Genomic DNA, 24,817 nt, shown 5'->3' with positions numbered 1-24,817 from the left:
TCGCCGGGGCCCCCCCGGGGCCCACGCCGGCGGGCAAGACCCTCGCCCCCCCGGCCCCCCCCCCGGCCGCCGGGGGCGCCGCCCCCCGCCCCCCCGCGGGGGCGGGCGCCCCGGCCGTTCCCGTCCGCTCCCGTCCGCTCCGCGGCGGCACCGGCGCGTGCGGCCCGACCGCGCGCGGCGGCCTCAGCGCTTGCGGAGCCAGTCGCCGAAGCCCGTCAGCGCCAGCCCCGGGTCGCGCCGGCCGAGGCCGATCCGGAACCGGTGGACCGGTGTCGCGGTCGGCTCCGAGCGGAAGATCCCGGCGGGCAGTAGCAGCACGCCCGCCTCCCCCCTCGACCAGTCCGGTGCAGAACTCAGCCACGCCGTCCGGGCCCGGGTAGCGCGGGAAGGCGACGCAGCCGCCGTCGGGCGCGCGCCACTCGAAGAGGTCGGCGAACTCGGCGAAGAACGCGTCGAACAGCGGCAGGTTCTCCGCGATGGCCGCCCGGTTGCGGGCCGGATGACGTCCCGGGCGGTGACCGCGATCCGGGCCGGCACCCCGCTCGGCGCCGAGTTGCCGATCGTGTGCAGTGCTCGGGCCGCTCCAGGCGCGAGCGCAGCTCGCCGTCCCGGCAGGCGATCCAGCCGATCCGCAGACCGGGCAGCCCGAGCGGCGCGGACGGCGGCTCGATCGGCCTCGTGCAGGAAATTGGAGTTGTGGAGTCGTATTCGATAGCGTTTCGAACGTGAGGCTGACCAAGAGCACCGACATCGCCCTGCGGATCGCCATGCGACTGGCCGTCCTGGGCGAGGGCGACAACCCGACCACCCGCGAGGTGGCCGAGTCGGTCGGCGTGCCGTACACCCACGCGGCGAAGGTGGTCAGCCGGCTCCAGCACCTGGGGGTGGTCGAGGCCCGGCGCGGTCGGGGCGGCGGGCTGATGCTCACCTCCGCCGGGCGGACCGGTTCGCTCGGACTGCTGCTCAGGCAGTTGGAGGGGGTCGGCGACGTGGTCGGCTGCGAGGACGAACCGCCGTGCCCGCTGCGGGCCGCCTGCCGGCTGCGCGGGGCGCTGCGGAACGCCCAGGAGGCGTTCTTCGCCGCGCTCGACCACCTCTCCGTCGCCGACCTGGTGGCCTCCCCCACCGGCCCGGTCCTGCTCAGCCTCACCGCCCGCCCAGCCCGCACCGCCGGCTGACCGCCCGCCCGGGGGCCGCGCACCGCGCCGCGGCCTTTAATGCGAATCTCATATACCACTTAGGAGCCGTCCCATGCTGTCCGCGAAGTCCGCCGAGGTCGTCGAGGCCACCCTGCCCGTCGTGGGCGCCGCCATCGGGGAGATCACCCCACGCTTCTACGACCGGCTGTTCGCCGCGCACCCGGAGCTGCTGCGCGACCTCTTCAACCGGGGCAACCAGGCCAACGGCACCCAGCGCGAGGCACTGGCCGGCTCGATAGCCGCCTTCGCCACCGCGCTGATCGCCGCGCCGGACCAGCGGCCGGACGCGATGCTGGCCCGCATCGCCCACAAGCACGTCTCGGTCGGCATCGGCAACGACCAGTACAAGATCGTCCACGAGCACCTCTTCGCCGCCATCGTCGAGGTGCTCGGCGAGGCCGTCACCCCCGAAGTCGCCTCCGCCTGGGACGAGGTCTACTGGCTGATGGCCAACGCGCTGATCGCCGTCGAGGACCGGCTGCGCGCGGAGGTCGCCCTCGGCGACCCGGCCGACCTGTGGCGCCCCTACACCGTCGTCGCCCGCCACCAGGAGACCGAGGCCGTCACCACCTTCCTGGTCCGCCCGACCGACGGGCTCCCGGTGCCGGCCTCCCGCCCCGGCCAGTACGTCTCGGTGCGCACCGCACTCGCCGACGGCGCCCGGCAGATCCGCCAGTACAGCCTCTCCGGCCGCGCCGACGGTGCCCTGCGCTTCAGCGTCAAGCGCGAGGACGGCGGCGAGGTCTCCGGCCACCTGCACGACCACCTGAAGACCGGCGACGTCCTCGAGCTGGCGCCCCCGCTGGGCGACATCTCCCTGGCCGACGGCGACGGCCCGGTGCTGCTCGCCTCCGCCGGCATCGGCAACACCCCGATGACCGCCATGCTCGACCACCTGGCCGCCACCGGCTCCACCCGGCGGATCGTCTCCGTGCACGGCGACCGCGACCAGCTGAGCCACGCCTTCCGGGCCGAGCTGGCACGGCTCACCGCCGCCCTGCCGAACGCCACCGCGCACGTCTTCTACGAGCAGCCGCTCGGAGCGTGGCCGGCCGAGCGCACCGGCCTGGTGGACCTCTCCACCGTCGAGGTCCCGGCCGGCACCACCGCCTACCTCTGCGGTCCGCTCCCCTTCCTGCGCGCCGTGCGCGAGCAGCTGCTGGCCGCGGGCGTCCCGGCGGCGGACATCCACTACGAGGTGTTCGGCCCGGACCTCTGGCTCGGCGCCTGAGCCCAGGGGCCCTCAGCCCAGGGCCCGAGCTGGGGGCTGAGGGGCCGGGGGCCGTCGGCGCCCGAGGTCCCACCGCGGCGCCGGTCCGCTCGGTACGATCACGAGCGGACCGGTGCCGTTCGGCACCGGCGCCGCCCGTACGCCCGGGCAGGTCGGCACGCCCGTGCGTCCGTATCCCCGTACGCCCGTACGTCCGCCGGGAGTTCGGCAGGAGGGAGCCCGGATGAGGGTCGCGCTGTTCGCCACCTGCGTCAACGACGCGCTGTTCCCCGCCACGGCGGTGGCCACCGTCCGGCTGCTGGAACGGCTCGGCGTGACGGTGGACTTCCCCGCCGGGCAGACCTGCTGCGGGCAGCCCCAGTACAACACCGGCTACCGCCGGGCCTGCGAACCGCTGGTCCGGCGGACGGCGGAGGCCTTCGCCGGGTACGACCACGTGGTGACGCCCTCCGGCTCCTGCGTGGCGATGGTCCGCGACAACTACCCGCGGATCGGCGCCCGGGCCGCCACCGAGGGCCGGGGCACCGGACTCGCCGACCTGGCCACCGACCTGGTGCCCCGGGTCGTCGAGCTGACCGAGTTCCTGACCGACGTGCTCGGCGTCGAGGACGTCGGCGCGCACTTCCCGCACACCGTCACCTACCACCCCTCCTGCCACGGCCTGCGCCTGCTCGGCCTCGGCGAGCGCCCGCGCCGGCTGCTGGCGGCCGTGCGGGGCCTGGAGCTGGTCGAGTTGCCCGGTGCCGAGGAGTGCTGCGGCTTCGGCGGCACCTTCGCGGTCAAGAACGCCGCCGTCTCGGCGGCCATGGCCGCGGACAAGACCGCCAACGCCCTCGGCACCGGCGCCCGCGTGCTGTGCGGCGCCGACAACTCCTGCCTGCTGCACCTCGGTTCGACGCTGCGCCGACAGGGCGCCCCGCTGCGGACGCTGCACCTGGCGGAGATCCTGGCCAGTACCGAGGAGCACCCCTGGAGGCCGTCGTGAGCAAGGCGTTCCTCGGCATGCCCGCCTTCCCGCAGGCCGCCGCCGGAGCCGTACGGGACGAGCGGCTGCGGGCCAACCTGCGGCACGCCACCCACACCATCCGCGACAAGCGGGCCCGGGCCGTCGCCGAACTCGCCGACTGGGAGCGGCTGCGCGCCGCCGGGAAGGCGATCAAGGACCACACGCTGCGCCACCTCGACCGCTACCTCGTCCGGCTGGAGGAGTCCGTCACGGCGGCCGGCGGCACCGTGCACTGGGCCGCCGACGCCGAGGAGGCCAACCGGATCGTCACCGCGCTGGTCCGGGCCACCGGCCGGACGGAGGTGGTCAAGGTCAAGTCGATGGCCACCCAGGAGATCGAGCTCAACGAGGCGCTGGCGGCCGAGGGGATCACCGCCTACGAGACCGATCTCGCCGAGCTGATCGTGCAGTTGGGCGACGACCGCCCCTCGCACATCCTGGTGCCGGCGATCCACCGCAACCGGGCCGAGATCCGGGAGGTCTTCGCCGACCGGATGGCCTCCTGGGGCCGCCCCGCGCCGGAGGGCCTCACCGACTCCCCCGCCGAGCTCGCCGAGGCCGCCCGGCTGCACCTGCGGGAGAAGTTCCTGCGCGCCGACGTCGCCGTCTCCGGCGCCAACTTCATGGTCGCCGAGACCGGCACCCTGGTGGTGGTCGAGTCCGAGGGCAACGGCCGGATGTGCCTCACCCTGCCGCGCACGCTGATCTCGGTGGTCGGCATCGAGAAGGTCGTGCCGACCTGGCGTGACCTGGAGGTCTTCCTCCAACTGCTGCCCCGCTCCTCGACCGCCGAGCGGATGAACCCGTACACCTCGCTCTGGACCGGGACGACGGAGGGCGACGGGCCGTCCGAGTTCCACCTGGTGCTGCTGGACAACGGCCGCACCGCCGCGCTCGCCGACCAGGTCGGCCGCCAGGCACTGCGCTGCATCCGCTGCTCGGCCTGCCTCAACGTCTGCCCGGTGTACGAGCGGGCCGGCGGGCACGCCTACGGCTCGGTCTACCCCGGGCCGATCGGCGCCGTCCTGACGCCCCAGCTGCGCGGCACCGCGAGCCCGCTGGACGCCTCGCTGCCGTACGCCTCCTCGCTCTGCGGGGCCTGCTACGAGGTCTGCCCGGTGGCGATCGACATTCCCGAGGTGCTGGTGCACCTGCGCGAGCGGGTCGCCGAGCAGGGCGGGCACCCGCTGGAGCGGGCCGCGATGGCGGCGGCCGGCTTCGTGCTGGACCACCCGGCGGCGCTCACCGCCGCCGAACGGCTGGCCGGCCGCACCCGGCGGCTGCACCCGCGCCGGCTGCCGGGGCCCGGGCGCGCCTGGACCGACACCCGGGACCTGCCGCAGGTGCCGACCGAACCGTTCCGCGACTGGTGGCGGAGGAACCGCACATGACCACGCCCGACCGCACCCGGCCCGAACCGCTCCCCGGCTCCCGGGAGTTGGTCCTCGGCCGGATCCGGGCCGCGCTCGGCGGCCCCACCGGGCCGGCCGAGGAACCGCTGCCCCGCGACTACCTGACGGCCCACGTGCCGACGGACGACCCGGCCGCGCTGCTCGACCTGCTGCACCGGAACCTGGCCGACTACCGGGCCCTGGTGCACCGCTGCCACCCGGACGAACTGCCGCGGCGGATCGCCGGGCTGCTGCGCGAACGGGGCAGTCGGACGGTCGCGGTGCCGGCCGGGCTGCCGGCCGACTGGCTCGCCGCGGCCGAGGCCGAGGGGGTCGAACTCCTCCCGGACGACGGAACGCTGACCGCCGCCCGGCTGGACGCCGTGGACAGCGTGGTCACCGGCTGCGCGCTCGCCGTCGCCGAGACCGGGACGATCGTGCTGGACGCCGGACCGGGCCAGGGGCGGCGGTTGCTCTCGCTCGTCCCCGACCACCACGTCTGCGTGGTGCGGGCGCCCGGGCAGGTCGTCGCCTCCGTCCCGCTCGCGCTGCCGCGGCTCGATCCGGCCCGCCCGCAGACCTGGATCTCGGGGCCCTCGGCCACCAGCGACATCGAGCTGGACCGGGTGGAGGGCGTGCACGGGCCGCGCACCCTGGAGGTGCTGCTGGTCGGCGGCGGCGCCGCTCCGGCCTGAGCGCCGACGGCCGGGGCGTCCGACGGCCGGGGCCTTCGACGGCCGAGCACCGACGGCCGGGGCCCGGCGACGGGTCGGGCCTCGACGGCCTGGCCCCGTGACGGCCCGGCACCGGCTACGGCCTGAGCTCCAGCGTGCAGCACTTCGCCCCGCCGCCGCCCTTCAGCAGCTCCGACACGTCCACCGGGACCGGCTGGTAGCCGTGCTCGGTCAGCCGCCCGGCCAGGTTCTTGGCCGTCTCCGGCAGCAGCACCCGGCGACCGTCCGAGACGGCGTTGAGCCCGAACACCTCGGCGTCGGCCCGGTCGGCCAGGATCGCGTCCGGGTAGAGCGCGCGCAGCACCGAGCGGCTGTCGGCGTCGAAGGCCTCCGGGTAGTACATGACGTGGTCGTCCGCGAGCACCGCCAGCGCGGTGTCCAGGTGGTAGAAGCGCGGGTCGACCAGGGTCAGGCTGACCACCGGCACGCCGAACAGCTCCCCGGCCTCGGCGTGCGCCGCGCGCGAGGTGCGGAACCCCGTCCCGGCGAGAACCCGGCGGCCCGCCACCAGGTGGTCGCCCTCGCCCTCGTTGACGTGCCCGGCCCGGCGCACCTCGCGGAAGCCCCGTTCGCGGAACCAGGCCTGGTAGGCCTCCGACTCGGCGGCCCGCTCCGGGTGGCGGAAGGTAGCGACCAGCGCCCGGCCGTCCAGGACGGTGGCACCGTTGGCGGAGTACACCATGTCGGGCAGGCCGGGCACCGGGTCGATCAGCTCGACGGTGTGGCCGAGCCGGCGGTACGTCCAGTAGAGCCGCTCCCACTGGCGCAGTGCGAGGGCGGTGTCGGTGGGCTGGGTGGGGTCCATCCACGGGTTGATCGCGTAGTCCACCGTGAAGTGCGTCGGCCGGCACATCAGGTACCGCCGTGGCCGGGCATGGCGCTCCGGAGTCCTTGTGAGCATGGCGTGACCGTCCTTGGATCGGGGGGAGTCCGTCACACGGAGTCAGGGGCTCGCGGGGCGGAACCCCTTCGTTCCCCAGGCGGCTGCCCCGACGGAACGGTTCGCACACCCGACCGGGCGCCCCAGTCGGTCGCATACCCCCGCGCACCCGGCGCAGGAACCGGCGCACCGCCCGGCTGACGGCGGAGCGCGGCTACCAGCGGACCGCGCCGAAGTCCACCGGCCCGGGCCGCAGCCCCCGGCACCGCTCGGCCAGCGCCCGCAGCCGGCGGTCCGCCTCCTCGGCGGGCATCCGGTGCCGCCCGCCGTGGCCGGGCAGCAGCCACTCGAAGCGCAGCACGCCGAGGCCGCGCCGCAGCGAGGCGGCGAGCTCCTCGATCGAGTACCAGGTCACCGACTCCGCCACCTCGATGTCCCCGGTGGTGCGGGACCAGTACAGGCTGTCGCCGCTGAAGCAGTACCGCTCGTCCGCGAGGAAGAGCACGCTTCCCCGGGTGTGTCCGGGGAACGGATGGGCGACCAGGCCGGGCGAGACCTCCGTCGGCCCGGTGCCGCGCAGCACCCTGTCCGCGTCGGGGGCGGCCTCCAGGTCACCCTCGTGGATCCAGAGCCGGGCCCCGAACCGGTCGGCGTACGCCCGGCCGTGGGCGGCGTGGTCGCGGTGGGTGAGCAGCACGTCGGTGACCGGGCCGAGCGCGGCGTACCGGGCGGCCAGGGCCTCGCTGTAGCGCGGCGTGTCGACCATCACCCAGCCGGTCGGGCGGCGGCAGAGGTAGGAGTTGGCGCCCGCGAGGCGGCGGGAGTTGTGCCCGAGCAGCAGCAGGTCGTCGGCGAGGGCCAGCGGGAACGGGTCCTCGGCCGGGTCCAGCGGCCCGGCGCCGGAGCGGATGGAACGGGTCGGACAGGCGTGGGCGGCGGCGAGCAGCTGCCGGCGCTCGTCCGCGTCGCGCGGCTGGCGGACCAGCACGGAGCGGCCCCCGTGCTCCCGGACGAGGCCCGGCGCGAGCTGCCGGGCGACGTCGCAGTTGGTGCAGCGGTCGTCGACGAACCAGTTCTCGGGCGGGTCGGAGCGCAGGTCGGTGGTCATGAACGGCTTCCCCCAGGAGGACGGCGGCCGGAGCCGGCCGCTCCCTTCGAGCATCCGCCGCACGCACCGGAAAGCGGAAGGGGGCACCGCTCTTGTGCTTTCCGGGCACCGGCTCTCTGCGGTCGGAGCCGGCCGACGAGGGTACGTGGCCCATCTCACGTGCCGCCGGCGTCACCTACGGTGGCGTAGGTCACTTGAATGGGTGAACTATCTCTTTCATGCCGAATCTTCAGGAGACCCTTGACCTCGATTCGTATGCCGCCCTCGGGGACAGCTTCACCGAAGGTCTGAACGACCCCGGCGTCGACGGCAGGTTCGCCGGGTGGGCCGACCGGCTCGCCGGGATCCTCGCCGAGGGCCGCCCGCCGGGTGCCTTCCGCTACGCCAACCTCGCGGTGCGCGGGCGGCTGCTCGACCAGATCGCCGCCGAACAGGTGCCGCAGGTCCAGCGGCTCCAGCCCGACCTGGTCACCTTCTGCGCGGGCGGCAACGACATCCTCCGGCCGGGGGCCGACCCCGACGAGGTCGCCGAGCGCTTCGAGGCCGCCGTCGTCCGACTGGCCGAGAACGCCGGGACGGTGCTGATCTGCACCGGCTTCGACACCAAGGACGTGCCGCTGCTCAAGCACCTGCGCGGCAAGATCGCCACCTACAACGGGCACATGCGCGCCGTCGCCGACCGCAACGGCTGCAAGGTGGCCGACCTGTGGTCGCTGCGCGCCGTGCAGGACCGCCGCGCCTGGAGCGAGGACCGCCTGCACCTGTCCCCCGAGGGGCACCAGCGGGTCGCCCTGCTGGCCGCCCGCTCGCTGGGGCTGCGCACCGCGCAGGACCCGGAGGCCCCGTGGCCGGACGCCCGCGTGCTCTCCCCCGCCGACCAGCGGCGGGAGAACATCCAGTGGGCCCGCGAGCACCTGCTGCCCTGGGTCGGCCGGCGCCTGCGCGGCGAGTCCTCGGGCGACCACGTCGAGCCCAAGCGGCCGGAGCTGCTCCCGCTCTGACGGCCTGTCAGGATTCGGTGGCGGTGCGGACCGCGCCGGTTCAGCCGGCTCCGCCGGTTGCTGCGACCCGGGAGGTGCGCAGCAGCCGGTGGAGCAGCCCGGCGCAGGCCGCGCCGACCAGGTACCAGAGCAGGTCCGGCGGGTTGAAGGTCGAGCCCAGCACCAGCCGGGCCAGGGTGCTGCGCCGCCCCCAGCCGTCCGGCAGGCCGGTCAGCTGGAACAGCTCGACAGCCCAGCTGAGCGCGGCCGCGAGGGCGGCGGCCCGGCCGGGGCGCAGGCTCGGTACGGCCAGCACCAGCAGCGCGTGCACCAGCACGGTGTAGAGCGCGTCCCCGGCGTACTTGGCGAAGTCCCCGCCCAGCACCGCGCGCACGCCCAAGCCGGCCGCCACGGTCAGCACCGCCGCTGCCGCGGCCGCCCGGCGCGTACGCCGGTGCGCCCGCGAACCCGTCCCCCCGAGATCGTCCACCCGCCCACGCTACCCCGCGCCCCACCGGCTCCCTGCCGCCCACCGCGCCCCCGCACCACCCCGGGCCCCACAACCGGACCCGCTCCCCCGGAACCACCGCCCCACCCCGCACGTCCATCCCCCCGAACGACCGTCCGCGCAGGTCGCGGGCGGGATGAGGACCGGAGAGGACGGGCGGGGAAGTGGCGTACACGGGTGAGGCCGAGGCGGTCGGGTCGGGGCCGGGCGAGCGGACCCGGCGCGGGTTCGCGGTGGCCGGGTTCGCCTCGGCGCAGGACGGGCGGGCGCGCGAACGCGGCAGGGAGCTGCGGGCCCGGGTGCCCCGGGAGCGGCACGCGGAGTTCACGCCCGCGCCCGACCGGCCGACGGCCGTGACCGCACTGGAGGCCTCCAACGCGGGCCGGATAGCCCGGCTGGTGCCGATCCGGGTCGGCCGGATGGCCGCCAACCCGTTCGCGTTCCTGCGCGGTTCGGCCGGGCTGATGGCCGCCGACCTCGCGGGGACGCCGGTGACCGGGGTGAGCGCGCAGCTCTGCGGGGACGCCCACGCCGCGAACTTCGGCCTGTACGGGGATGCCCGCGGCCAGATCGTGCTGGACATCAACGACTTCGACGAGACCGTCCCCGGCCCCTGGGAGTGGGACCTCAAGCGGCTCGCCACCAGCCTGGTGCTGGCCGCCCGGGTGGCCGGGGCGAGCGAGGCCACCGCGCGCGAGGCCGCCCGGCACGCCGCGGGCTCCTACCGCCGGACGGTGCGCACGCTCGCCAAGCTGCCCGGGCTGGACGCCTGGAACGCGATCGCCGACGAGCAGTTGGTCTCCTTCGCCGAGGCGAACGACCTCGCCGAGGTGCTGCGCAAGGTCGGCGCGAAGGCGCTCGGCAACACCAGCGCGCGCTTCGCGGCCCGCAACAGCGCCCCCACCGCGGACGGCGGTCGGCGGTTCACGGCCGCTCCCCCGGTCCTCACCGAGGTGACCGACGCGACCGCCCGCGCCGTCGCGCACGCGCTCGGCCCGTACGTCGGGACGGTGCCGGCCGAGGTGCGCACCCTGCTGTCCCGCTACCGGGTGCAGGACGTGGCGTTCCGGGTGGTCGGCACCGGCAGCGTGGGGACCCGCTCGTACGTGGTGCTGCTCACCGACCACCGGGACCAGCCCCTGGTCCTCCAGGTGAAGGAGGCCCGTCCGTCCGCGCTGCTGCCCTACCTGCCGACCGCCCCGCAGCCGGTGCCGGACGGGCACGAGGGCCGCCGGGTGGTGCTCGGCCAGAAGCACATGCAGGTGGTCAGCGACACCCTGCTGGGCTGGACGACCGTCGACGGACTCCCGTACCAGGTACGGCAGTTCCGCAACCGCAAGGGCAGCGTCGACCCGGCCGCGCTGCTGCCGTCCCAGTTGGACGACTACGCCCGGATCACCGGCGCCCTGCTGGCCCGGGCGCACTCGCACACCGCCGATCCGGGCGTGCTGGCCGGGTACTGCGGCAAGGGCGAGGCGCTGGACGAGGCGGTCGCCGCCTTCGCGGTGGCCTACGCGGACCGCACCGAGGCCGACCACGCCGACCTGCTGACGGCGGTGCGCAACGGGCGGCTGCCCGCCGAGCACGGCGTCTGATCCACCGTGCCCGGTCCGCCGGTCAGCGGGCCAGGAACGGCGCCACCGCGGCGACGTACTCGGCGGGCCGTGCACCGTGCACCAGGTGCCCGGCCTCGACGGTGACCAGGCGGCAGTCCGGGACCAGCCGGGCGAGTTCGGCGATCCGCTCCTGCGGGATGTGGCTGGCCGGGCCGCCGGCCACGGCCAGGGTCCGGGCGGTGATGTTCACCAGGCCCTCCCGCCAGGCCGGGTCGGGGGCGTCGAGCTGGGCCCTGATCGCCCGGACCATCGCCCAGTCGAAGTGCACGTCCGGGTCCGGGTCCTCGGGCAGCGCGCTCGCCGGGCGCGGGTGCAGCGCGGGGACGTCCTCCAGGACCAGCCGGTCGATCCGCTCCGGCGCGGCCTGGGCGAGCAGGGAGGCGACGACACCGCCCATCGAGTGGCCGACGAGGTCGATGCGGTCGAGTGCGAGGGCGTCGAGGAAGGCCAGCACGTCCTCCCGCATCGCCTCCAGCGAGTAGGCGGGGGTGCGGGCGCTGTCCCCGTGGCCGCGCAGGTCGAGCGCGTACACGTGGTGGCCGGGCGCGAGGTGGGGCAGGACGGTGTCCCAGTCGGCGGCGCGCTCGCCGAGGGCGTGCAGCAGGACGAGGGGCGGGCCGTCGGGCCGCCCGCTCTCGCGGTAGGCGAGGGTCGCTCCGGGCAGGTCCACGGTCCGGTTCCGTACGTCGGTCATGCCCGCCACGGTACGGGCCCGCGCCCGGCTAGCGAACCGGCGTTCGCCCACGGCTCAGCGCGGCCGGTTCGCCCTCGCGCCGCTCCCGTGCGGAGGCACGGCCCGCGAACACCGAGGCCAGGACGGCGAGTGAGGCCACCGCGGCGCACACCGCACTCGCCGTCAGGTAGGCGGAGCGGTGCCCGCCGCCCCCGGCGGTCTCCCGCAGGTAGACCCCGGACAGGGCCGAGACCGCGACGGCCGCCGCGGCCCGCTGGGCCATCTGCAGGATCGCCCCGCTCACCCCGGCCGCCTCGGCGGGCGCGTGGCGCAGCACGTAGGCCTGGTTGGTGGCGCCCGTCAGACCGACGGAGGCGCCGCTGAGCAGTTGCAGCAGGGCCAGCAGCCAGGGCAGGACGGCCGCGGGCGCCCCGTGCGCGAGCAGTCCGCTGAGCACCATGGCGAGCGCGGAACCGACCGTCCCGGCCGTGACGGTGCGGCGGCCGTAGCGCCGGACGACCCGCCAGGCGAGCGCGGAGGTCGCGCCCATGGCCACCGCGGAGGGCAGCGCGACCAGCGCGGCGCCCAGCGGGGAGAGTCCGAGACCGTCCTGGAGGAACATGGTCAGGACCAGCGAGGCGGCGAGCGAGGAGCCGAACTGGGCCATCGCGGTGGCCGTTCCGAGCGCGTACGGCGCGGAGCGGGTGAGGGCGGGGTGGATCAGCGGGTGCCCGCCGGCCCGGGCGCAGTGGCGCTGCCACCGGGCGAGGGCGCCGAGCAGCAGCAGAGCGGCGGCCCCGAAGGCGAGCCAGCCGGTCGGGCCGGGCGGCCGGACGAAGGGCAGCATCAGGGCCAGGGTGAGCGCCCCGACCAGGAGCAGGCCGAGGACGTCGAGGTCGGCGCTCCGCGCGCTGGGGCGGGGTCGCGGCAGGTGGCGGACCGCCAGCGCCACGGTGGCCAGGCCGAAGGGGACGTTGAGCAGGAAGGTCAGCCGCCAGCCGTCCTCCGGCCCGGCGAGGGCCAGCACCGCGCCGCCGACCGGCGGGCCGAGCGCGAAGGCGAGGCCGCCGGTGACGGCGTACATGCCGAGGGCGCGGGCCCGCAGCTGGCCGTCGAAGACGTCCTGGAGGGTGCCGATCATCTGGGAGTTGACCAACCCGGCGCCCGCGCCCTGGAGCAGCCGGGCGGCGATCAGCGCCCCGGGCCCGGTGGCCGTCGCGGAGACCAGGCTGACGAGGGTGAACAGGGCGAGGCCGGTGACGAAGAACCACTTGCGGCCCCTGACGTCGCCGAGCCGGCCGCCGGGGATCAGCGCGAGGCCGAAGGCGAGCGAGTAGCCGGCGACGATCCACTGGAGGTCGGCGGGCCCGGCGTGCAGGCTCTGGCGCAGGGCGGGAACGGCGGTGTTGAGGACGGACTGGTCGAGCAGCGTCGTGAAGCCGCCCGCCACGCAGACCAGCAGGACCCGGCGCCCGGCGGCGTCGAAGCGCTCCTTCGGCGCCTTGGTGGCCCCGGCGGCCGTCGCGGCTCCGGAGCTCCCGGGCTGCCCGGGGTGGCCGGGGCCTGCGGCTATCGGCCCGGTGGCGTCGCTCACGGCTCGACCACCACCAGCGCGTAGTGGGCCTCGCCCGGACCGAGGCTGCGGAAGCGGCTGGTGCCGCTGACGTAGCGCAGGCAGTCGCCGGGGCCGAGCCGCTGGGGCGCGCCGTCCACGGTCAGCTCCAGGCCGCCCTCGAACAGCCAGAGGTGGTGCTCCCGGCCGGGCGTGCAGGCGCGGTCGTAGGCGATGTCGGCACCGGCCGGCAGCCGGCCCTCGACGATCTCGGCCCGCAGCGAGCCGTGCGGGGGTGAGACCGACCGGCGGACGAAGCCGGTCGACTCGTCCCGCCACACCTGCTGCTCCCCGGCCCGCACCAGCCGGGTCGGGCCGGACTCCACCTCCGCGAGCAACCGCGACATGCTCCAGCCGTAGACGGCGCACAGCCGTCCGAGCAGCGCGGCCGTGGGGCTGACCTCCGCGCGCTCCACCCGGGAGAGGGTCGAGCGGCTGACGTCCGCCAGCCGGGCCAGCTCTTCGAGGGTCCAGCCGCGCTCCAGCCTCAGCTCGGCGAGCCGTTGTGCCAGTCGCTCGTCGGCGGCGGTGTCCGTTCCCATATTCGCGATGCTATCCCGGATATGGGATCCGCTCACCCGGGGGCGGAGGCACGGGGCGGGGCTTCGGACGCGCCGGACGGAGCTGCGGAGGCACGGGGCGGAGCTGCGGAGGCACGGGGCGGAGCTGCGGACGCACGGGGCGGAGCTGCGGACGCGCCGGACGGAGCTGCGGACGCACGGGGCGGAGCTGCGGACGCGCCGGACGGAGCTGCGGACGCACGGGGCGGAGCTGCGGACGCGCCGGACGGAGCTGCGGACGCACGGGGCGGAGCTGCGGACGCACCCCCGGCGCACCGGGCGGGGGGCGGGGCCTCGACCGGGCTCCGGGCCGTCCGGCTTCCGGGGCGCTGATCATATGATGGCCCGCGAATCGTGGCCGGTCGACGGCCCATGAGGCGAGGGGGACCAGCGTGTTCGGCATCATCAGACCGTGCAGGCACCGACTGTCCGAACGCTTGCAGGCCTCCTGGACGGCCCACCTGTGCGGGCTCTGCCTCGCGCTGCGGGACGACCACGGGCAGCTCGCCCGGACGGCGACCAACTACGACGGCCTGATCATCTCCGTGCTGGTCGAGGCCCAGGCCGCCCGGGAGGACTCCTCCTGGCGCCGCACCGCCGGACCGTGCCCGCTGCGCGGCATGCGGACCGCCTCCGTCGCCAAGGGCGAGGGCGCCCGGCTCGCCGCCGCCGTCTCGCTGGCGCTCGCCTCGGTCAAGATCCGCGACCACGTCGAGGACCGCGACGGCGTCTTCGCCCGCCGCCCGGTCGCCGCCGGGGCCCGGGCCGTCACCCGGCGCTGGGACCGGCAGAGCGCGGGCAGCGCCTCGACGGTCGGCTTCGACACCGCCGTGCTGCTCGACGCCGCCTCCCGGCAGGGCGAGTTGGAGCGCTCGCTGCGGCCCGGCGGCTCCGTCCTGCTGGTCACCGAGCCCACCGAGACCGCCACCTCGGCGGCCTTCGCGCACACCGCCGCGATCGCCGGGCGCCCGGGCAACGCCGGCCCGCTCGCCGAGGCCGGGCGGCTGTTCGGCCGGCTCGCCCACCTCCTCGACGCCGCCGAGGACCAGGCCGCCGACGCTGCCTCGGGCGCCTGGAACCCGCTGACCGCCACCGGCACCGACCGTGCCGAGGCCGAGCGGCTCTGCCGCGACGCCGTCCACGGCATCCGGCTCGCGCTGCGCGAGGTCGAACTGTCCGACCGCACCCTGGTGCACGTGCTGCTCGCGCACGAGACGGAACGCGCGGTGGACCGGGTGTTCGGCGCCACCCGCCACACGGCGGGCTGCCGCCACCCGGACGCGGCGGGCGCCGCCGCCGGCGAACACCCGCACCAGGCACCGCCGCAGCAGACACCGCCCGGTCAGGCGCCGGTCCCGCCGTGGGTGCCCCAGGGGCCGGGCTTCACCCCGCCCGGGCAGAAGCCGCCGAACCCGCGCAACCTGCTCGCCGGCTGCGCGGTGTGGGCACTGATGGCCTGCACCTGCCAGCTGCTCTGCTGCGACCACGACGACCCGTTCACCCGCGAGCGCCGCAAGGGCTTCTGCGAGCGGCACGACTGCGACTGCCCCGACTGCTGCAACTGTGACTGCGACTGCGACTGCTGTGACGGGTGCGACTGCTGCGACGGGTGCTGCTGCGACTGCGGCTGCAACTGACCGGTCAGCCCACCGGCTCCGCACCACCCCTCCCGGCCCTCCCGGCCCTCCCGGCCTTCCCGTCCCGACCGTCCCGACCGTCCTGACCGGCCGCCACCGGCCCGGGGCACCCCCGCAGTGCCCCGGGCCGGGCGGCGCTCCGGACCAGCCCGGCCTCGGCCCGCCGCCACAGCGGCAGCACCGCCACCGGCGACACCCCCGCCGGGCCCGGCTCGGCGCCCTCACGCATCGCGCCCCGCCGCTCTCCGGTCCACCGCCAGCGAGTCCTCCAGCCGCGCCAGTAAGTGCCGGAACCGCTCGGTGTCCTGCTCCGTCATCCGCCCCTCGGGCAACGCCCCCGGCCGCTCGGCCGTTGTCTCGTCCATGCGCCCGAGGCTAGGCGGCGGTGATCAATGGGCGATAAACGCGCGTTCGGGCGGAAACCGCCGACCCGGTGCGGTCCGCCCGGGATCGGCCGCCGCCGACAACCGGGCGCCCCACAACGCCGGTGCGAATCCGGCGGGTTGGCCTCGATCCCGCAACGAACCGGACGGGGGCAAATCATCGGTCCGGCTGCGCGTCCGCGCCGGGCCGGTGAAGACTTGTGGGCGACACGGGGCGGACAGTCGGCGTGCCGTCGGCTCCGCGCCGCCCCCGTGACACCGACGAGAGACAGGAGCTGCACATCCCATGAGCACGCGCACCTCTCGCACACTCACCGCGATCGTCGCCGCGGCCACAGCCACGGTCCTCGCCGCGGGGGCGGCGCCGGCCGCCACCGTCCCCTCCCCGGGAGGATTCACCATCGAGGCACCCCCCACCGAACCGGGCACGTACTCCCGGGAACTGCTGGCCACCAACAGCAACGGGGACAGCGTCTCCGAGGTCATCGTGGGCGACTACGGCAGTGGCGGGCCGTTCCGGATCTCCCTGCTGCTCTGGAAAGCGGACTGGTCCATGAACACGCTCGTCCCGCTGCCGGGCGACAGCCGTACGGGGGCCGCCGCGATCAACAACGACTGCGTCGTGGTGGGGACTTCCGGCGGGCACGCAGTGCGCTGGACCTCTCCGAGCACGCCGGTCGAACTGCTTCCGCTGCCCGGTGACACATCGGCGGCCCCGGCCGCGATCGGCGGCGACGGCACCGCGGTGGGAACCTCCTCCAACGCGTCCCCGAAGCACGCCGTGGCGTGGCCGCCGAACGGTGCGCCCATCGCCCTGCCGCCACTGCCGGGCGACGCCGAGAGCGTGGCCGTCGCCGTCAACGGCTCGGGCACCGCGGTCGGTTACTCTTACCCGGCCGGTGACGTCAGCTCCCCGCGGGCGGCCGTCTGGGGCGCCGACGGGGCGGTCACCGCCCTCGGCCTACCGGCGGGCCTCACACGCGGCGGCGCGACCCGCATCACCGACACCGGCATCGGGATCGGCTGGGCGAGCGACTCGTCCGGACCGAACCACGCGGTCGTCTGGAACGCCTCCGGCACCGTCGCCGACCTGGGCCCGGCCACGACGGCGACAGCCGTGAACAACGCGGGCACGGTGGTGGGCGACCAGAACGGGCAGGCCGCACGCTGGGACGCCGACGGCACGCCGCGACCGCTCCAGCCGACCGCGCTCGCGAGCCACGCGACCGGGATCAACGACCAGGGCACCGTCGTCGGGTACACCAGCGACCCGCCGCCGGCCCGCGCCCAGCTCTACGCCCAGCTCTGGGCCCCGGACGGGTCCGTCAGCGCACTGCCGCCGTGGTCGCCGGACTTCCCCTACGCCATGCCGTCCGCCGTCAGCAACACCGGGATCGTCACGGGTTCGCTCCTCCTGCGCGGCCTCGCCCACTACGGCCTGCCGTTCTCCATGCGCTGGAAGCCGTAGGCAGCGCGGCGCCGGCTAGCGAGCCGCCGGCGCCGCCTCCAGCAGCAGCCGGGCGGCCTCCCGGGCGTCGGCGGCGGCGGTCGGATCACCGTGGACGGCCGCGCTGGTGATCGCCCCCTCGGCCAGCAGGGCCAGGTGGACGGCGGTGGCGGGCGGGGCTCCGGCGGCCTCGGCCAGGCCCGCGAGGTAGCCGCCGAACTCCGCCTTGTGGTGCCGGGCGGCGGCCACCACCCCGGGGCTGACGGCGCCCAGCTCGCCGAGCGAGTTGACGAAGGCGCAGCCCCGGAACCCGGGTTCGGCGAACCAGGCGCCGAGCCAGTCGAAGACCGCGAGCAACTGGTCCCGCGGGGAGCCGTCGGTGCGCGACACGTACACGGCGAGGTTCGCCCGCCAGCGGCCGTCGCGGCGCAGCAGGTAGGCCTCGACGAGCTCGCCCTTGGACGGGAAGTGCTGGTAGAGGCGGCGCATGGTCATTCCGGAGGCGGCCCGGACGGCGTCCATGCCGACCGCCTGGATGCCCTGCCCGTAGAACAGCTCCTCGGCGGCGTCGAGGATCCGGGCCCGCGGGTCGTCCTGCTCCATCTGCCCTGCCCTTTGCGTGAGAACGATGGTTCTCCTATGGTAGCCACCACAGTGAGAACGATCGTTCTCACCGACGGAACGCCCATTCCGAGGAGCCATCCATGCCCGAGAGCGGCACCGAGCAGCGCCCGCCCCTGCCCCCGTTCACCGAGGAGACCGCCCGACGGAAGGTCCGGGCCGCCGAGGACGCCTGGAACACCCGCGACCCGCGACGCGTCGCCCTCGCCTACACACCGGACAGCCGCTGGCGCAACCGCTCCGAGTTCCTCACCGGCCGCGAGCAGATCACCGCGTTCCTCACCCGCAAGTGGCAGCGCGAGCTGGACTACCGCCTGGTCAAGGAGCTCTGGGCGTACGGCGGCGAGCGGATCGCGGTGCGGTTCGCCTACGAGTGGCACGACGAGGACGGCCGCTGGTACCGCTCCTACGGCAACGAGAACTGGGAGTTCGACCGCAACGGCCTGATGGCCCACCGGCACGCCTCCGTCAACGACCTGCCGATCACCTCCGGGGAGCGCCTGTTCCACTGGCCGCGCAGCCGCCGCCCCGACGACCACCCGGGCCTCACCGAGCTCGGCCTCTGACCCCGCCGCGCGGTTCCACGGCGGTGACGCGGCGCGCATCCCCCGCGGACCCCGCGCCGCCGGGCTGCTTCCCGAGGACGACCGCCAGCACGCCACCGCTGACCCCGCCGTCAGCGGCGCCAGCGGCGTCGGCGGCACGGCGCCGACGGCTCGGCCGCACCGACGCCCGGCTCCCCGTCAAGGAGCTGCGGTCGTCCCGTCCCTGACGGCCGGCCGGCCGCCGGGTACCGGCACCGGGCACCGGACCGGGGGACCGTTACCGGAACCTGATCCTTTCGACGGACGGCCGAGACGCGTTCCACACGGGAGCCTGATGTCCGGCGCCTACCGTGCCGGACATGCCGAACACACCCGGAACACCGACCCGAACGCCCACCGCCACGCCGACCGGAACGCCGACCACCGACCGCGTGGCGACCCGTCGGCCCGCGGCGGTGGCCGCCCTCCTGCTGAGTGCGGCCACCGCGGCGGTGCTGCTGCCGACCCCGGCCACGGCCGCCACCGCCGCCACCGCACCGGTGCGGGAGGCCGTCACGACGCACGCCGGCGCCACCACCGCGCCGGAGCGCGAGCGGATCGACGCCTACTGGACCCCGACCCGGATGAAGCTGGCGGGCGCCCTCGTCCCCGAGATCACCCCCGTGCCCGAGGACGACGACACCCCCGACGACCCCCGGCCGCTGCCCGCGGACACCCCGGACCCAGGAGCCGTGTGGACCCACGGCGGAGCGGTGACCAGAAGCGTCGGCCGGCTCTTCTTCACCTTCTCCGACGGCTACGACGGCAGCTGCACCGCGACGGTCGTCGACAGCGCGAACCGCAGCACCGTCCTCACGGCGGCGCACTGCCTGCGCGGCGTCGGGGCACCGACCGCCGACGACACCTGGCACCACAACCTCTACTTCGTGCCCGGCTACCGCAACGGGACCAAGCCGCTGGGCGGCTTCAGCATCAGGACGACGGCCACCTCCTCCGACTGGGACGCCGATCCGCGCGGCACCACCTCGGACCAGATCGCCACGGCCGGCCACGACACCGGCGTGATGGTCGCGAACCGCTCCGCCGACGGGCGGCGGATCGCGGACGTCACCGGCGCCCAGCGGATCGCGTTCACCCGGCCCACCGAGGGCGAGTTCGTCCACTCCTTCGGGTATCCGAAGGACCGGCTGAACGACCCCTCCGCCACCTACACCGGCTCGCGCATGATCCACTGCGCCGGAGCGTCCCGGCCCGGCCCGCTGGCGCCGCTGCTGTGGGGCCAGCCCTGCGACATGTCGCACGGGGCCAGCGGCGGCCCCCACTTCACCGGCTTCGACCCGGCCACCGGGACCGGCACCCTCGTCGGCGTCACCACCACCTCCGAGGAGCTCGCGGGCGGCCAGGGCCGCACCTCGTACGCCACCCGCCTCGGCGACGGCGCCCGCCGCCTCCACGCCTGGGCGCAGACCCGGCCGGTCTGACCCAAGCGGCCCGGGTGCCATGAGGACGACGGGTTCGCCGCCGCGTCCGCCGACTCGGCCTCGCAGCTCGGCCAGGAGCTCGTCCGCCGGCTCGTCCGGCAGGACTCCACCCCCGTCGAGGAAGCGGAACAGCACCCGGGCCTCGGTGACGGCGTGCTCATGGGCGCCGAAGCCGGGCCCCCGCCGCCGCGCGTCGGGCCCCGCCAGGTACGGGCCAGGTGCGGGCCGACCCTGGCGGCGTACCGCATGCAGGCCGGTGGCCGGGGCCCTCGATGGTCGGCGCCAGGTTGCGGTACGCCTGCCAGGGCGTGGTCGCCGGTACAGGGTGGCCCCCGCCCGTCCCGGCGCCGCGCCCCACCCCGTCCGGCACCGGCACTCGTGCGGATCGCACGCCCCATCGGTACCAGGGGCGGACGCCACCGGTCGACCCCCAGCCGCCGGAAGGCCACCGGAAGGCCGCTGGAAGGACCGCCGCAGGCCCCCGGGCAGCCCTCCCGGAGCCCTAGGGCGTGTCTGACAATTCGCGTCGGACCAGGGCGCGGCGTCGGGGTGCGTGCATCGCAAGGCGGAGGAGGGAGCCACTGCGGAGCATTGGCGACCGACGACAACGCGGCGAGGTGCGTGCCCCGACGCCGCGCACCCGGCGAGAATTGTCAGACACGCCCTCAGAGCCCCTCGCCCTCCTGAGCGAGCATCACCTTCCGCAGCAGGCCCGCCAGGGTGCGCCGCTCCTCCTCGGAGAGCACGCCCAGCAGGCGCTGCTCCTCCCGGCCCACCACGTCCAGGGCCTTGCGCCAGGCGGCGCGCCCGGCCTCGGTCAGCACGATGTCGACCTTCCGGCGGTCCTCCGTGGACGGCGTGCGCAGGACGAAGCCGCGCCGTTCCAGGGCCTCCAGCCGGCCGGTGACCGAGGCCGGGGCGAGGTTGAGGTCGGCCCGCAGGTCGGAGGGGGCGGCGTGGCCGCCGCGGCCGGCCAGCACGTGCAGGGTGTCGAACTCGTGCTTGTGCAGGCCGTAGTCGGCGACGCCCTGCTCGCGGACCCGGCCGAGGTGGCGGGTGAGTCGGGACATCCGGGTGACGGAGGCCTCGATCACCGGATCGAGGTCGGGCAGCACCGGCTGCCAGCGGTCGACGTGGCCGTCCGTCCAGTCGCGGGGAGGGGCGGGCTGTTCGGGAGGGAGGTGCTCGGCCATGGCAGGAGTCTACAAACCGCAGCAGAAACGTCGGCACCAAAATATTCGTTGCCAAAATTTCGGCACCGAAATACAGTGCGGCGCGTGACACGACACCCCCTGCGTCCGAGCGGGTTCCGCCTGCTCCTCATCGGCCGGACGGTCTCCACCCTCGGCGACGCCGTCGTCCCGGCGGCCCTGGCCATCGCCATCACCCGCGCAACGGGCTCCTCTGCCGCGCTCGCCCTGGTCCTGGGCTGCGCGATGGTGCCCAGGCTGCTCCTCCTGCCGCTCGGCGGGGTGGTCGGGGACCGCTTCGACCCCCGGCTGGTCGCCCTCGGCACCGACGCGGTACGGGCCCTGGCCCAGCTGCTGGTCGGCCTGGAGCTGCTCGGCGGGCGCCCGAGCCTGTCGCACATCGCGGTCGCCTCGGCCGTCGGCGGCGTCGCCTCCGCCTTCGCCATGCCCACCACCGCCCCGCTGGTCGCGGCGACCGTCGCCGGGCCGGAGCGGCTGCGCGCCAACGCCCTGCTCGGCACCGCGACCGGCGCCGCCCGGCTCGGCGGCCCCGCCCTCGCCGGCCTGCTCGTGTACACCGCCGGCGCGGGCTGGGCGTTCGTGCTGGACGGCGCCTCCTTCGCGCTGAGCGCCGCCCTGCTCGCCCGGCTCCGCGTCGAGCACGTGCCGGGCGAGCCCCGCTCGCTGCGCCGGGACCTCGTCACGGGCTGGAGCGAGGTGCGCTCCCGGGACTGGTACTGGACCAGCCTGATCGCGCACGGGATGTGGAACGGCGCGAACGCCGTACTGCTCACCCTCGGCCCGCTGACCGCCGCCACCCGGCTCGGCGGGGACGGCACCTGGGTCGCGCTGACCCAGGCGGGCGCGGTGGGCCTGCTGGCCGGCTCGCTGGCCGCCGGACGGCTGCGGCCCCGCCGCCCGGTCCTGGCCGGCAACCTCGCGCTCGCGCTGTACGGGCTGCCGCTGCTCGCGCTCGCCCTCCCGGCCCCGGCGCCGGTCGTGGTCGCCGCGCAGGCGGTGGCGATGGCCGGGCTGGGGTTCCTCAACCCGCTCTGGGAGACGGTGGTCCAGCAGGCCTTCCCGCCGGGGACGCTGGCCCGGGTCACCTCGTACGACTGGCTGCTCTCGCTGGCGGCCGCCCCGCTCGGCTACGCCCTGGCGCCGTTGGCCGCCGACGCGTGGGGCGAGCGGGTGCCGCTGCTGGCGGCGGCCGGGCTGGTGACGGCGGTCTGCGCGGGCACCGCGGCGGTGCCCGGGGTCCGGCGGTACGGCGCCCGGCGCGCGGCCGTTGCCGTCCCCGGGCCGGGGGCCGCACGGCCGCCGGCCCGGGGACGGGGCCTGGCGCGGGATCAGAAGCCGGCCCGGGGCCAGGAACAAGGACGGGAACGGGCCCCGGGGTGCCCCCGGAGCGGGGTCGGCTCCTGAGCCCCCCCGGTCAGTTCCAGATGCCGGTGATGGCGGCGGCGGAGGCCGCGTTGCCCGCGTGGCCGGCGGTGCCGGCCAGGTCCTCCAGGGTGCGCAGCACGTTGTAGTGGTTGTAGGTGGTGGCGCTGCTGCTGCCGGGCGTGACGTGGGCGCCGTAGACGAGGGTCGGGATGCGGTTGCCGGACAGCTTGTTGTCCTCGTCGAAGGTGACGACGAGCAGGCTGTTGTGGGTCTGCGCCCAGGCCGCGTACGCGCCGAGGTTGTTCTTGATCCAGGTGTCGCCGGTGCCGACCGAGCAGTCGTGCATGTCGTTGCAGAGGTTCGGCACCACGAAGGAGACGTTCGGCAGGGTGCTGTAGTCGGTCGGGAACTGCGCGAAGGTCTTCGCCGAGCTGACCGGGACGTTGCCGAAGCCGAACCACGGGTTGTGCTTCTGGGCGTAGCTGCCGCTGCTGCACACCGTGCTGCCCTGGCTGGGCAGGGACTCGTTGTAGCTGGCCCAGGTCTTTCCGGCGGCGATGACCTCGGAGGCCAGGTTGGCCGCCTGGAAGCCGCCGACCGTCACGCAGCTGTCGTCCACGGTGCCCTGGGTGGAGCCGGAGAACAGCGCGTAGTAGTTCGGCTCGCTCGGGTGGGTGATGCCGAAGGACTGGGTGAGGTTGGCACCGCCCGCCTTGAGGGTGTTGTTGAGGTACGGGGCGCTGCTGCTGCCGATGACCTGGGTGTAGGCGTGGTTCTCCATCACCACGACGACGATGTGGTCGGGCGTGGGCAGCGCGGCGGCCTGGGCGGTGGTGGCGGTGGCCGCCCAGAGGCCGGCGGAGGCGGCGACCAGGGCGACGGCGGTGCCGACCGCGGTCGCGGTGCGGCGGGACCGGGGCTTCGGCATCCTCATGGACGAAGTCATGACAATTCCTTGGGTGGGAGACGGCCCGGCGAGCCGGGTTCGGGGAGGGGGTACGCGCCGAAGCGCCCGAACAGCATGGGGCTCCCGGGTCCGCACCGGGAGGCGCCAACAGGTGAAACCTTGGCCCCGGAGCGGGAAACGAACGGTGCGACGGGCCGCAGCTTCCACCGACAACGCGCAAGGCGGGCGAATCGGTTCACATTGCCACGGACCGCCGGATCCGGTGATAGTGATCATCCAACGGCGCGGACCGACACCGCGTCAGCTGACGAGAGAACGAGGAACATGGCGAAGAGCAGCCTTCTGCGTCCGCTCGCGGTGGCGGCCGCCGGTGCCGTCCTGGTGGCGACCGGTGCCCTGCCCGCGGCGGCGGCCGGCCAGGACCCCGCCGCCGCGACCGCCCCCGACCTCGCCGGCGTGCGCGCCGCGCTCCAGGCCACCACGGCGGCCGGCGCCCCGGGCGCCTTCGCGGTGATCCGCGACCACGGCGCCGTCGACCGGACCCGCTCGGTGGAGGTCGGCCTGGCCGACCAGGACGGGACTCCGATGAACTCCTCGTGGAGGTTCCGGGTCGGCAGCAACAGCAAGATGTTCACCGCCGTTCTCGTGATGCAGCTGGCACAGGAGGGCCTGATCGACCTCGACCGGCCGCTGCGCGAGTACCTGCCCGAGGGCACCCTGCCGGAGGGCTGGACCATGACCGGCCGCCAGGTGATGGAGCACCGGGCCGGCGTCTACGACCACACCAACGACCTGCTGGAGCAGGCCGGCGAGGAGACCACCGCCGCGTTCGAGGCACGCATCCGCAGCACCGTGTACGCGCCGCGCGACCTGGTGTCGATGGCGGTCCGGCACGGCCAGCAGTACACCCCCGGCAGCCGCTACTCCTACTCCAACACCGACTTCGTGCTGATGGGCCTGGCGGTCGAGCACCTCACCGGCCAGCCCTTCGCGGAGGTGCTGAACGAGCGCGTCATCCGGCCGCTCGGGCTGCGCGGGACCTCCTTCGTGGTGCCCGACCAGGCGATCCGCGGCGCCCACGTCACCGGCTACCTCACCAACGACGACCGCACCAAGCCGCTGCTGGACTCCACCGAGCAGAACGGCTCCTGGCTGTGGAGCGCCGGGGCCGTCATCTCCAGCGCCGAGGACCTCGACCGCTTCCTCTCCGCGCTGGTGGCCGGCAGCAACGGCGGGCTCGTCTCGGACGACTCGCTCCGGCAGATGACCGCCGCCCTGCCCACGCCCACCGCGAAGATCTCCTACGGCCTGGGCCTGCGCCGCATCACGCTCTCCTGCGGGGACGTGTACGGCCACGGCGGCATCGTGCAGGGCTTCAACACCCAGTCCTTCACCACCCCGGACGGACGGCGCAGCGTGGTGGTCTTCGCCAACGCCTCCAACAACGGCGCGGTCACCCAGGGCCTGATGAACACCCTGGAGCCGGCCTTCTGCGGCAAGCAGCCTGCCGCCGCCCCGCGGACGGCCTTCGGCCCGGCCTCGGCGCCCGCCTCCGTCCCGGCTCCGGTGGACTCGCTGCCGGTGGTGGAGGACACCCGGATCTGACCGGCCGCACCGCCCCGCGCCCGCTCCCGGTACGACCGGGGGCGGGCGCATCCGCAGCCGCGGGCGCCGGTCAGCACTCGCGCCGCGCGCCGGTCAGAGCCGCACGCCGAGCAGAGC

General features: G+C 75.4%; 24 protein-coding genes. 13 read left to right on the top strand and 11 right to left on the bottom strand.

Annotated elements, in window-relative coordinates:
- Positions 1–183: 183 nt before the first annotated feature.
- Positions 184–318, bottom strand: coding sequence for a hypothetical protein (locus ACH5AR_RS23410; RefSeq protein WP_396303414.1), 135 nt, complete (start codon positions 316–318; stop codon positions 184–186).
- Between the two features lie 407 nt (positions 319–725).
- Here ACH5AR_RS23410 and ACH5AR_RS23405 point away from each other — a divergent pair, with 407 nt between their 5' ends.
- The 5 genes from ACH5AR_RS23405 (at position 726) to ACH5AR_RS23385 (ending at position 5,522) form a co-directional block, all read left to right on the top strand.
- Positions 726–1,178: an RrF2 family transcriptional regulator gene (locus ACH5AR_RS23405; protein ID WP_396303413.1), complete on the top strand. Its 453-nt coding sequence runs from the start codon at positions 726–728 to the stop codon at positions 1,176–1,178.
- A 73-nt stretch (positions 1,179–1,251) separates the two neighbouring features.
- The gene (locus ACH5AR_RS23400; RefSeq protein WP_396303412.1) at positions 1,252–2,430 is read left to right on the top strand and encodes a globin domain-containing protein; all 1,179 of its coding nucleotides are present in this window, start codon (positions 1,252–1,254) and stop codon (positions 2,428–2,430) included.
- 223 nt (positions 2,431–2,653) lie between these two features.
- Complete coding sequence (locus tag ACH5AR_RS23395; protein ID WP_396303411.1) at positions 2,654–3,415, top strand: (Fe-S)-binding protein; 762 nt, start codon at positions 2,654–2,656, stop codon at positions 3,413–3,415.
- Complete coding sequence (locus tag ACH5AR_RS23390) at positions 3,412–4,827, top strand: lactate utilization protein B (protein ID WP_396303410.1); 1,416 nt, start codon at positions 3,412–3,414, stop codon at positions 4,825–4,827. Before ACH5AR_RS23395 ends, ACH5AR_RS23390 begins: the two co-directional genes overlap by 4 nt.
- Entirely contained in the window at positions 4,824–5,522 is a 699-nt protein-coding gene (locus ACH5AR_RS23385) for a lactate utilization protein C (RefSeq protein ID WP_396303409.1), read from the top strand. Before ACH5AR_RS23390 ends, ACH5AR_RS23385 begins: the two co-directional genes overlap by 4 nt.
- Positions 5,523–5,637: 115 nt before the next feature.
- On the opposite strand, the gene ddaH is transcribed toward ACH5AR_RS23385, so the two are convergent.
- Positions 5,638–6,462, bottom strand: coding sequence for a dimethylargininase (gene ddaH / locus ACH5AR_RS23380; protein ID WP_396303408.1), 825 nt, complete (start codon positions 6,460–6,462; stop codon positions 5,638–5,640).
- Between the two features lie 193 nt (positions 6,463–6,655).
- Complete coding sequence (locus ACH5AR_RS23375) at positions 6,656–7,549, bottom strand: 4Fe-4S domain-containing protein (protein ID WP_396303407.1); 894 nt, start codon at positions 7,547–7,549, stop codon at positions 6,656–6,658.
- A 218-nt stretch (positions 7,550–7,767) separates the two neighbouring features.
- Here ACH5AR_RS23375 and ACH5AR_RS23370 point away from each other — a divergent pair, with 218 nt between their 5' ends.
- The gene (locus ACH5AR_RS23370; protein ID WP_396303406.1) at positions 7,768–8,550 is read left to right on the top strand and encodes an SGNH/GDSL hydrolase family protein; all 783 of its coding nucleotides are present in this window, start codon (positions 7,768–7,770) and stop codon (positions 8,548–8,550) included.
- Positions 8,551–8,590: 40 nt separating this feature from the next.
- Here ACH5AR_RS23370 and ACH5AR_RS23365 read toward each other — a convergent pair whose 3' ends face one another.
- Entirely contained in the window at positions 8,591–9,019 is a 429-nt protein-coding gene (locus ACH5AR_RS23365; RefSeq protein ID WP_396303405.1) for a DUF2809 domain-containing protein, read from the bottom strand.
- A gap of 182 nt (positions 9,020–9,201) precedes the next feature.
- Here ACH5AR_RS23365 and ACH5AR_RS23360 point away from each other — a divergent pair, with 182 nt between their 5' ends.
- A complete protein-coding gene (locus ACH5AR_RS23360; RefSeq protein WP_396303404.1) occupies positions 9,202–10,632 on the top strand; it encodes a DUF2252 domain-containing protein in 1,431 nt (476 codons plus the stop codon).
- A gap of 22 nt (positions 10,633–10,654) precedes the next feature.
- Here ACH5AR_RS23360 and ACH5AR_RS23355 read toward each other — a convergent pair whose 3' ends face one another.
- The 3 genes from ACH5AR_RS23355 to ACH5AR_RS23345 are packed head-to-tail and all read right to left on the bottom strand — an operon-like array spanning position 10,655 to position 13,480.
- A complete protein-coding gene (locus tag ACH5AR_RS23355) occupies positions 10,655–11,347 on the bottom strand; it encodes an alpha/beta fold hydrolase (protein ID WP_396303403.1) in 693 nt (230 codons plus the stop codon).
- A 28-nt stretch (positions 11,348–11,375) separates the two neighbouring features.
- Positions 11,376–12,920 (bottom strand): MFS transporter, encoded by a 1,545-nt coding sequence (locus ACH5AR_RS23350; RefSeq protein ID WP_396303402.1) that lies wholly within the window; start codon positions 12,918–12,920, stop codon positions 11,376–11,378.
- Positions 12,917–13,480, bottom strand: coding sequence for a helix-turn-helix domain-containing protein (locus tag ACH5AR_RS23345; protein ID WP_396303401.1), 564 nt, complete (start codon positions 13,478–13,480; stop codon positions 12,917–12,919). Before ACH5AR_RS23345 ends, ACH5AR_RS23350 begins: the two co-directional genes overlap by 4 nt.
- 410 nt (positions 13,481–13,890) lie before the next feature.
- Here ACH5AR_RS23345 and ACH5AR_RS23340 point away from each other — a divergent pair, with 410 nt between their 5' ends.
- Entirely contained in the window at positions 13,891–15,135 is a 1,245-nt protein-coding gene (locus ACH5AR_RS23340; RefSeq protein ID WP_396303400.1) for a DUF5685 family protein, read from the top strand.
- 221 nt (positions 15,136–15,356) lie between these two features.
- Here ACH5AR_RS23340 and ACH5AR_RS23335 read toward each other — a convergent pair whose 3' ends face one another.
- A complete protein-coding gene (locus ACH5AR_RS23335; protein WP_396303399.1) occupies positions 15,357–15,500 on the bottom strand; it encodes a hypothetical protein in 144 nt (47 codons plus the stop codon).
- Positions 15,501–15,804: 304 nt separating this feature from the next.
- Between ACH5AR_RS23335 and ACH5AR_RS23330 the strand changes: the two genes are divergently transcribed.
- Positions 15,805–16,986 carry a hypothetical protein gene (locus tag ACH5AR_RS23330; protein WP_396303398.1) on the top strand — a complete coding sequence of 394 codons (1,182 nt, stop codon included), beginning with the start codon at positions 15,805–15,807 and terminating at the stop codon, positions 16,984–16,986.
- A 15-nt stretch (positions 16,987–17,001) separates the two neighbouring features.
- On the opposite strand, the gene ACH5AR_RS23325 is transcribed toward ACH5AR_RS23330, so the two are convergent.
- Positions 17,002–17,568, bottom strand: coding sequence for a TetR/AcrR family transcriptional regulator (locus ACH5AR_RS23325; RefSeq protein ID WP_396303397.1), 567 nt, complete (start codon positions 17,566–17,568; stop codon positions 17,002–17,004).
- A gap of 101 nt (positions 17,569–17,669) precedes the next feature.
- Between ACH5AR_RS23325 and ACH5AR_RS23320 the strand changes: the two genes are divergently transcribed.
- Both ACH5AR_RS23320 and ACH5AR_RS23315 read left to right on the top strand, forming a co-directional pair.
- Positions 17,670–18,152, top strand: a complete 483-nt coding sequence (locus ACH5AR_RS23320) for a DUF1348 family protein (RefSeq protein ID WP_396303396.1) — start codon at positions 17,670–17,672, stop codon at positions 18,150–18,152.
- A 338-nt stretch (positions 18,153–18,490) separates the two neighbouring features.
- Positions 18,491–19,612 (top strand): trypsin-like serine peptidase, encoded by a 1,122-nt coding sequence (locus ACH5AR_RS23315; RefSeq protein ID WP_396303395.1) that lies wholly within the window; start codon positions 18,491–18,493, stop codon positions 19,610–19,612.
- A gap of 665 nt (positions 19,613–20,277) precedes the next feature.
- Here the strand turns inward: ACH5AR_RS23315 and ACH5AR_RS23310 are convergent.
- Positions 20,278–20,805, bottom strand: a complete 528-nt coding sequence (locus tag ACH5AR_RS23310; protein WP_396303394.1) for a MarR family winged helix-turn-helix transcriptional regulator — start codon at positions 20,803–20,805, stop codon at positions 20,278–20,280.
- Between the two features lie 84 nt (positions 20,806–20,889).
- Between ACH5AR_RS23310 and ACH5AR_RS23305 the strand changes: the two genes are divergently transcribed.
- Positions 20,890–22,227, top strand: a complete 1,338-nt coding sequence (locus ACH5AR_RS23305; RefSeq protein ID WP_396303393.1) for an MFS transporter — start codon at positions 20,890–20,892, stop codon at positions 22,225–22,227.
- A 10-nt stretch (positions 22,228–22,237) separates the two neighbouring features.
- On the opposite strand, the gene ACH5AR_RS23300 is transcribed toward ACH5AR_RS23305, so the two are convergent.
- Positions 22,238–23,116 (bottom strand): alkaline phosphatase family protein, encoded by an 879-nt coding sequence (locus ACH5AR_RS23300; RefSeq protein WP_396303444.1) that lies wholly within the window; start codon positions 23,114–23,116, stop codon positions 22,238–22,240.
- Positions 23,117–23,419: 303 nt separating this feature from the next.
- Between ACH5AR_RS23300 and ACH5AR_RS23295 the strand changes: the two genes are divergently transcribed.
- Positions 23,420–24,700, top strand: coding sequence for a serine hydrolase domain-containing protein (locus ACH5AR_RS23295; protein WP_396303392.1), 1,281 nt, complete (start codon positions 23,420–23,422; stop codon positions 24,698–24,700).
- The last annotated feature ends 117 nt before the right edge of the window (positions 24,701–24,817 follow it).

This window comes from Kitasatospora sp. NPDC018619 (assembly GCF_044391605.1).
Classification (GTDB): Bacteria; Actinomycetota; Actinomycetes; order Streptomycetales; family Streptomycetaceae; genus Kitasatospora.
This window is presented reverse-complemented; position numbering and strand designations above follow the sequence as displayed.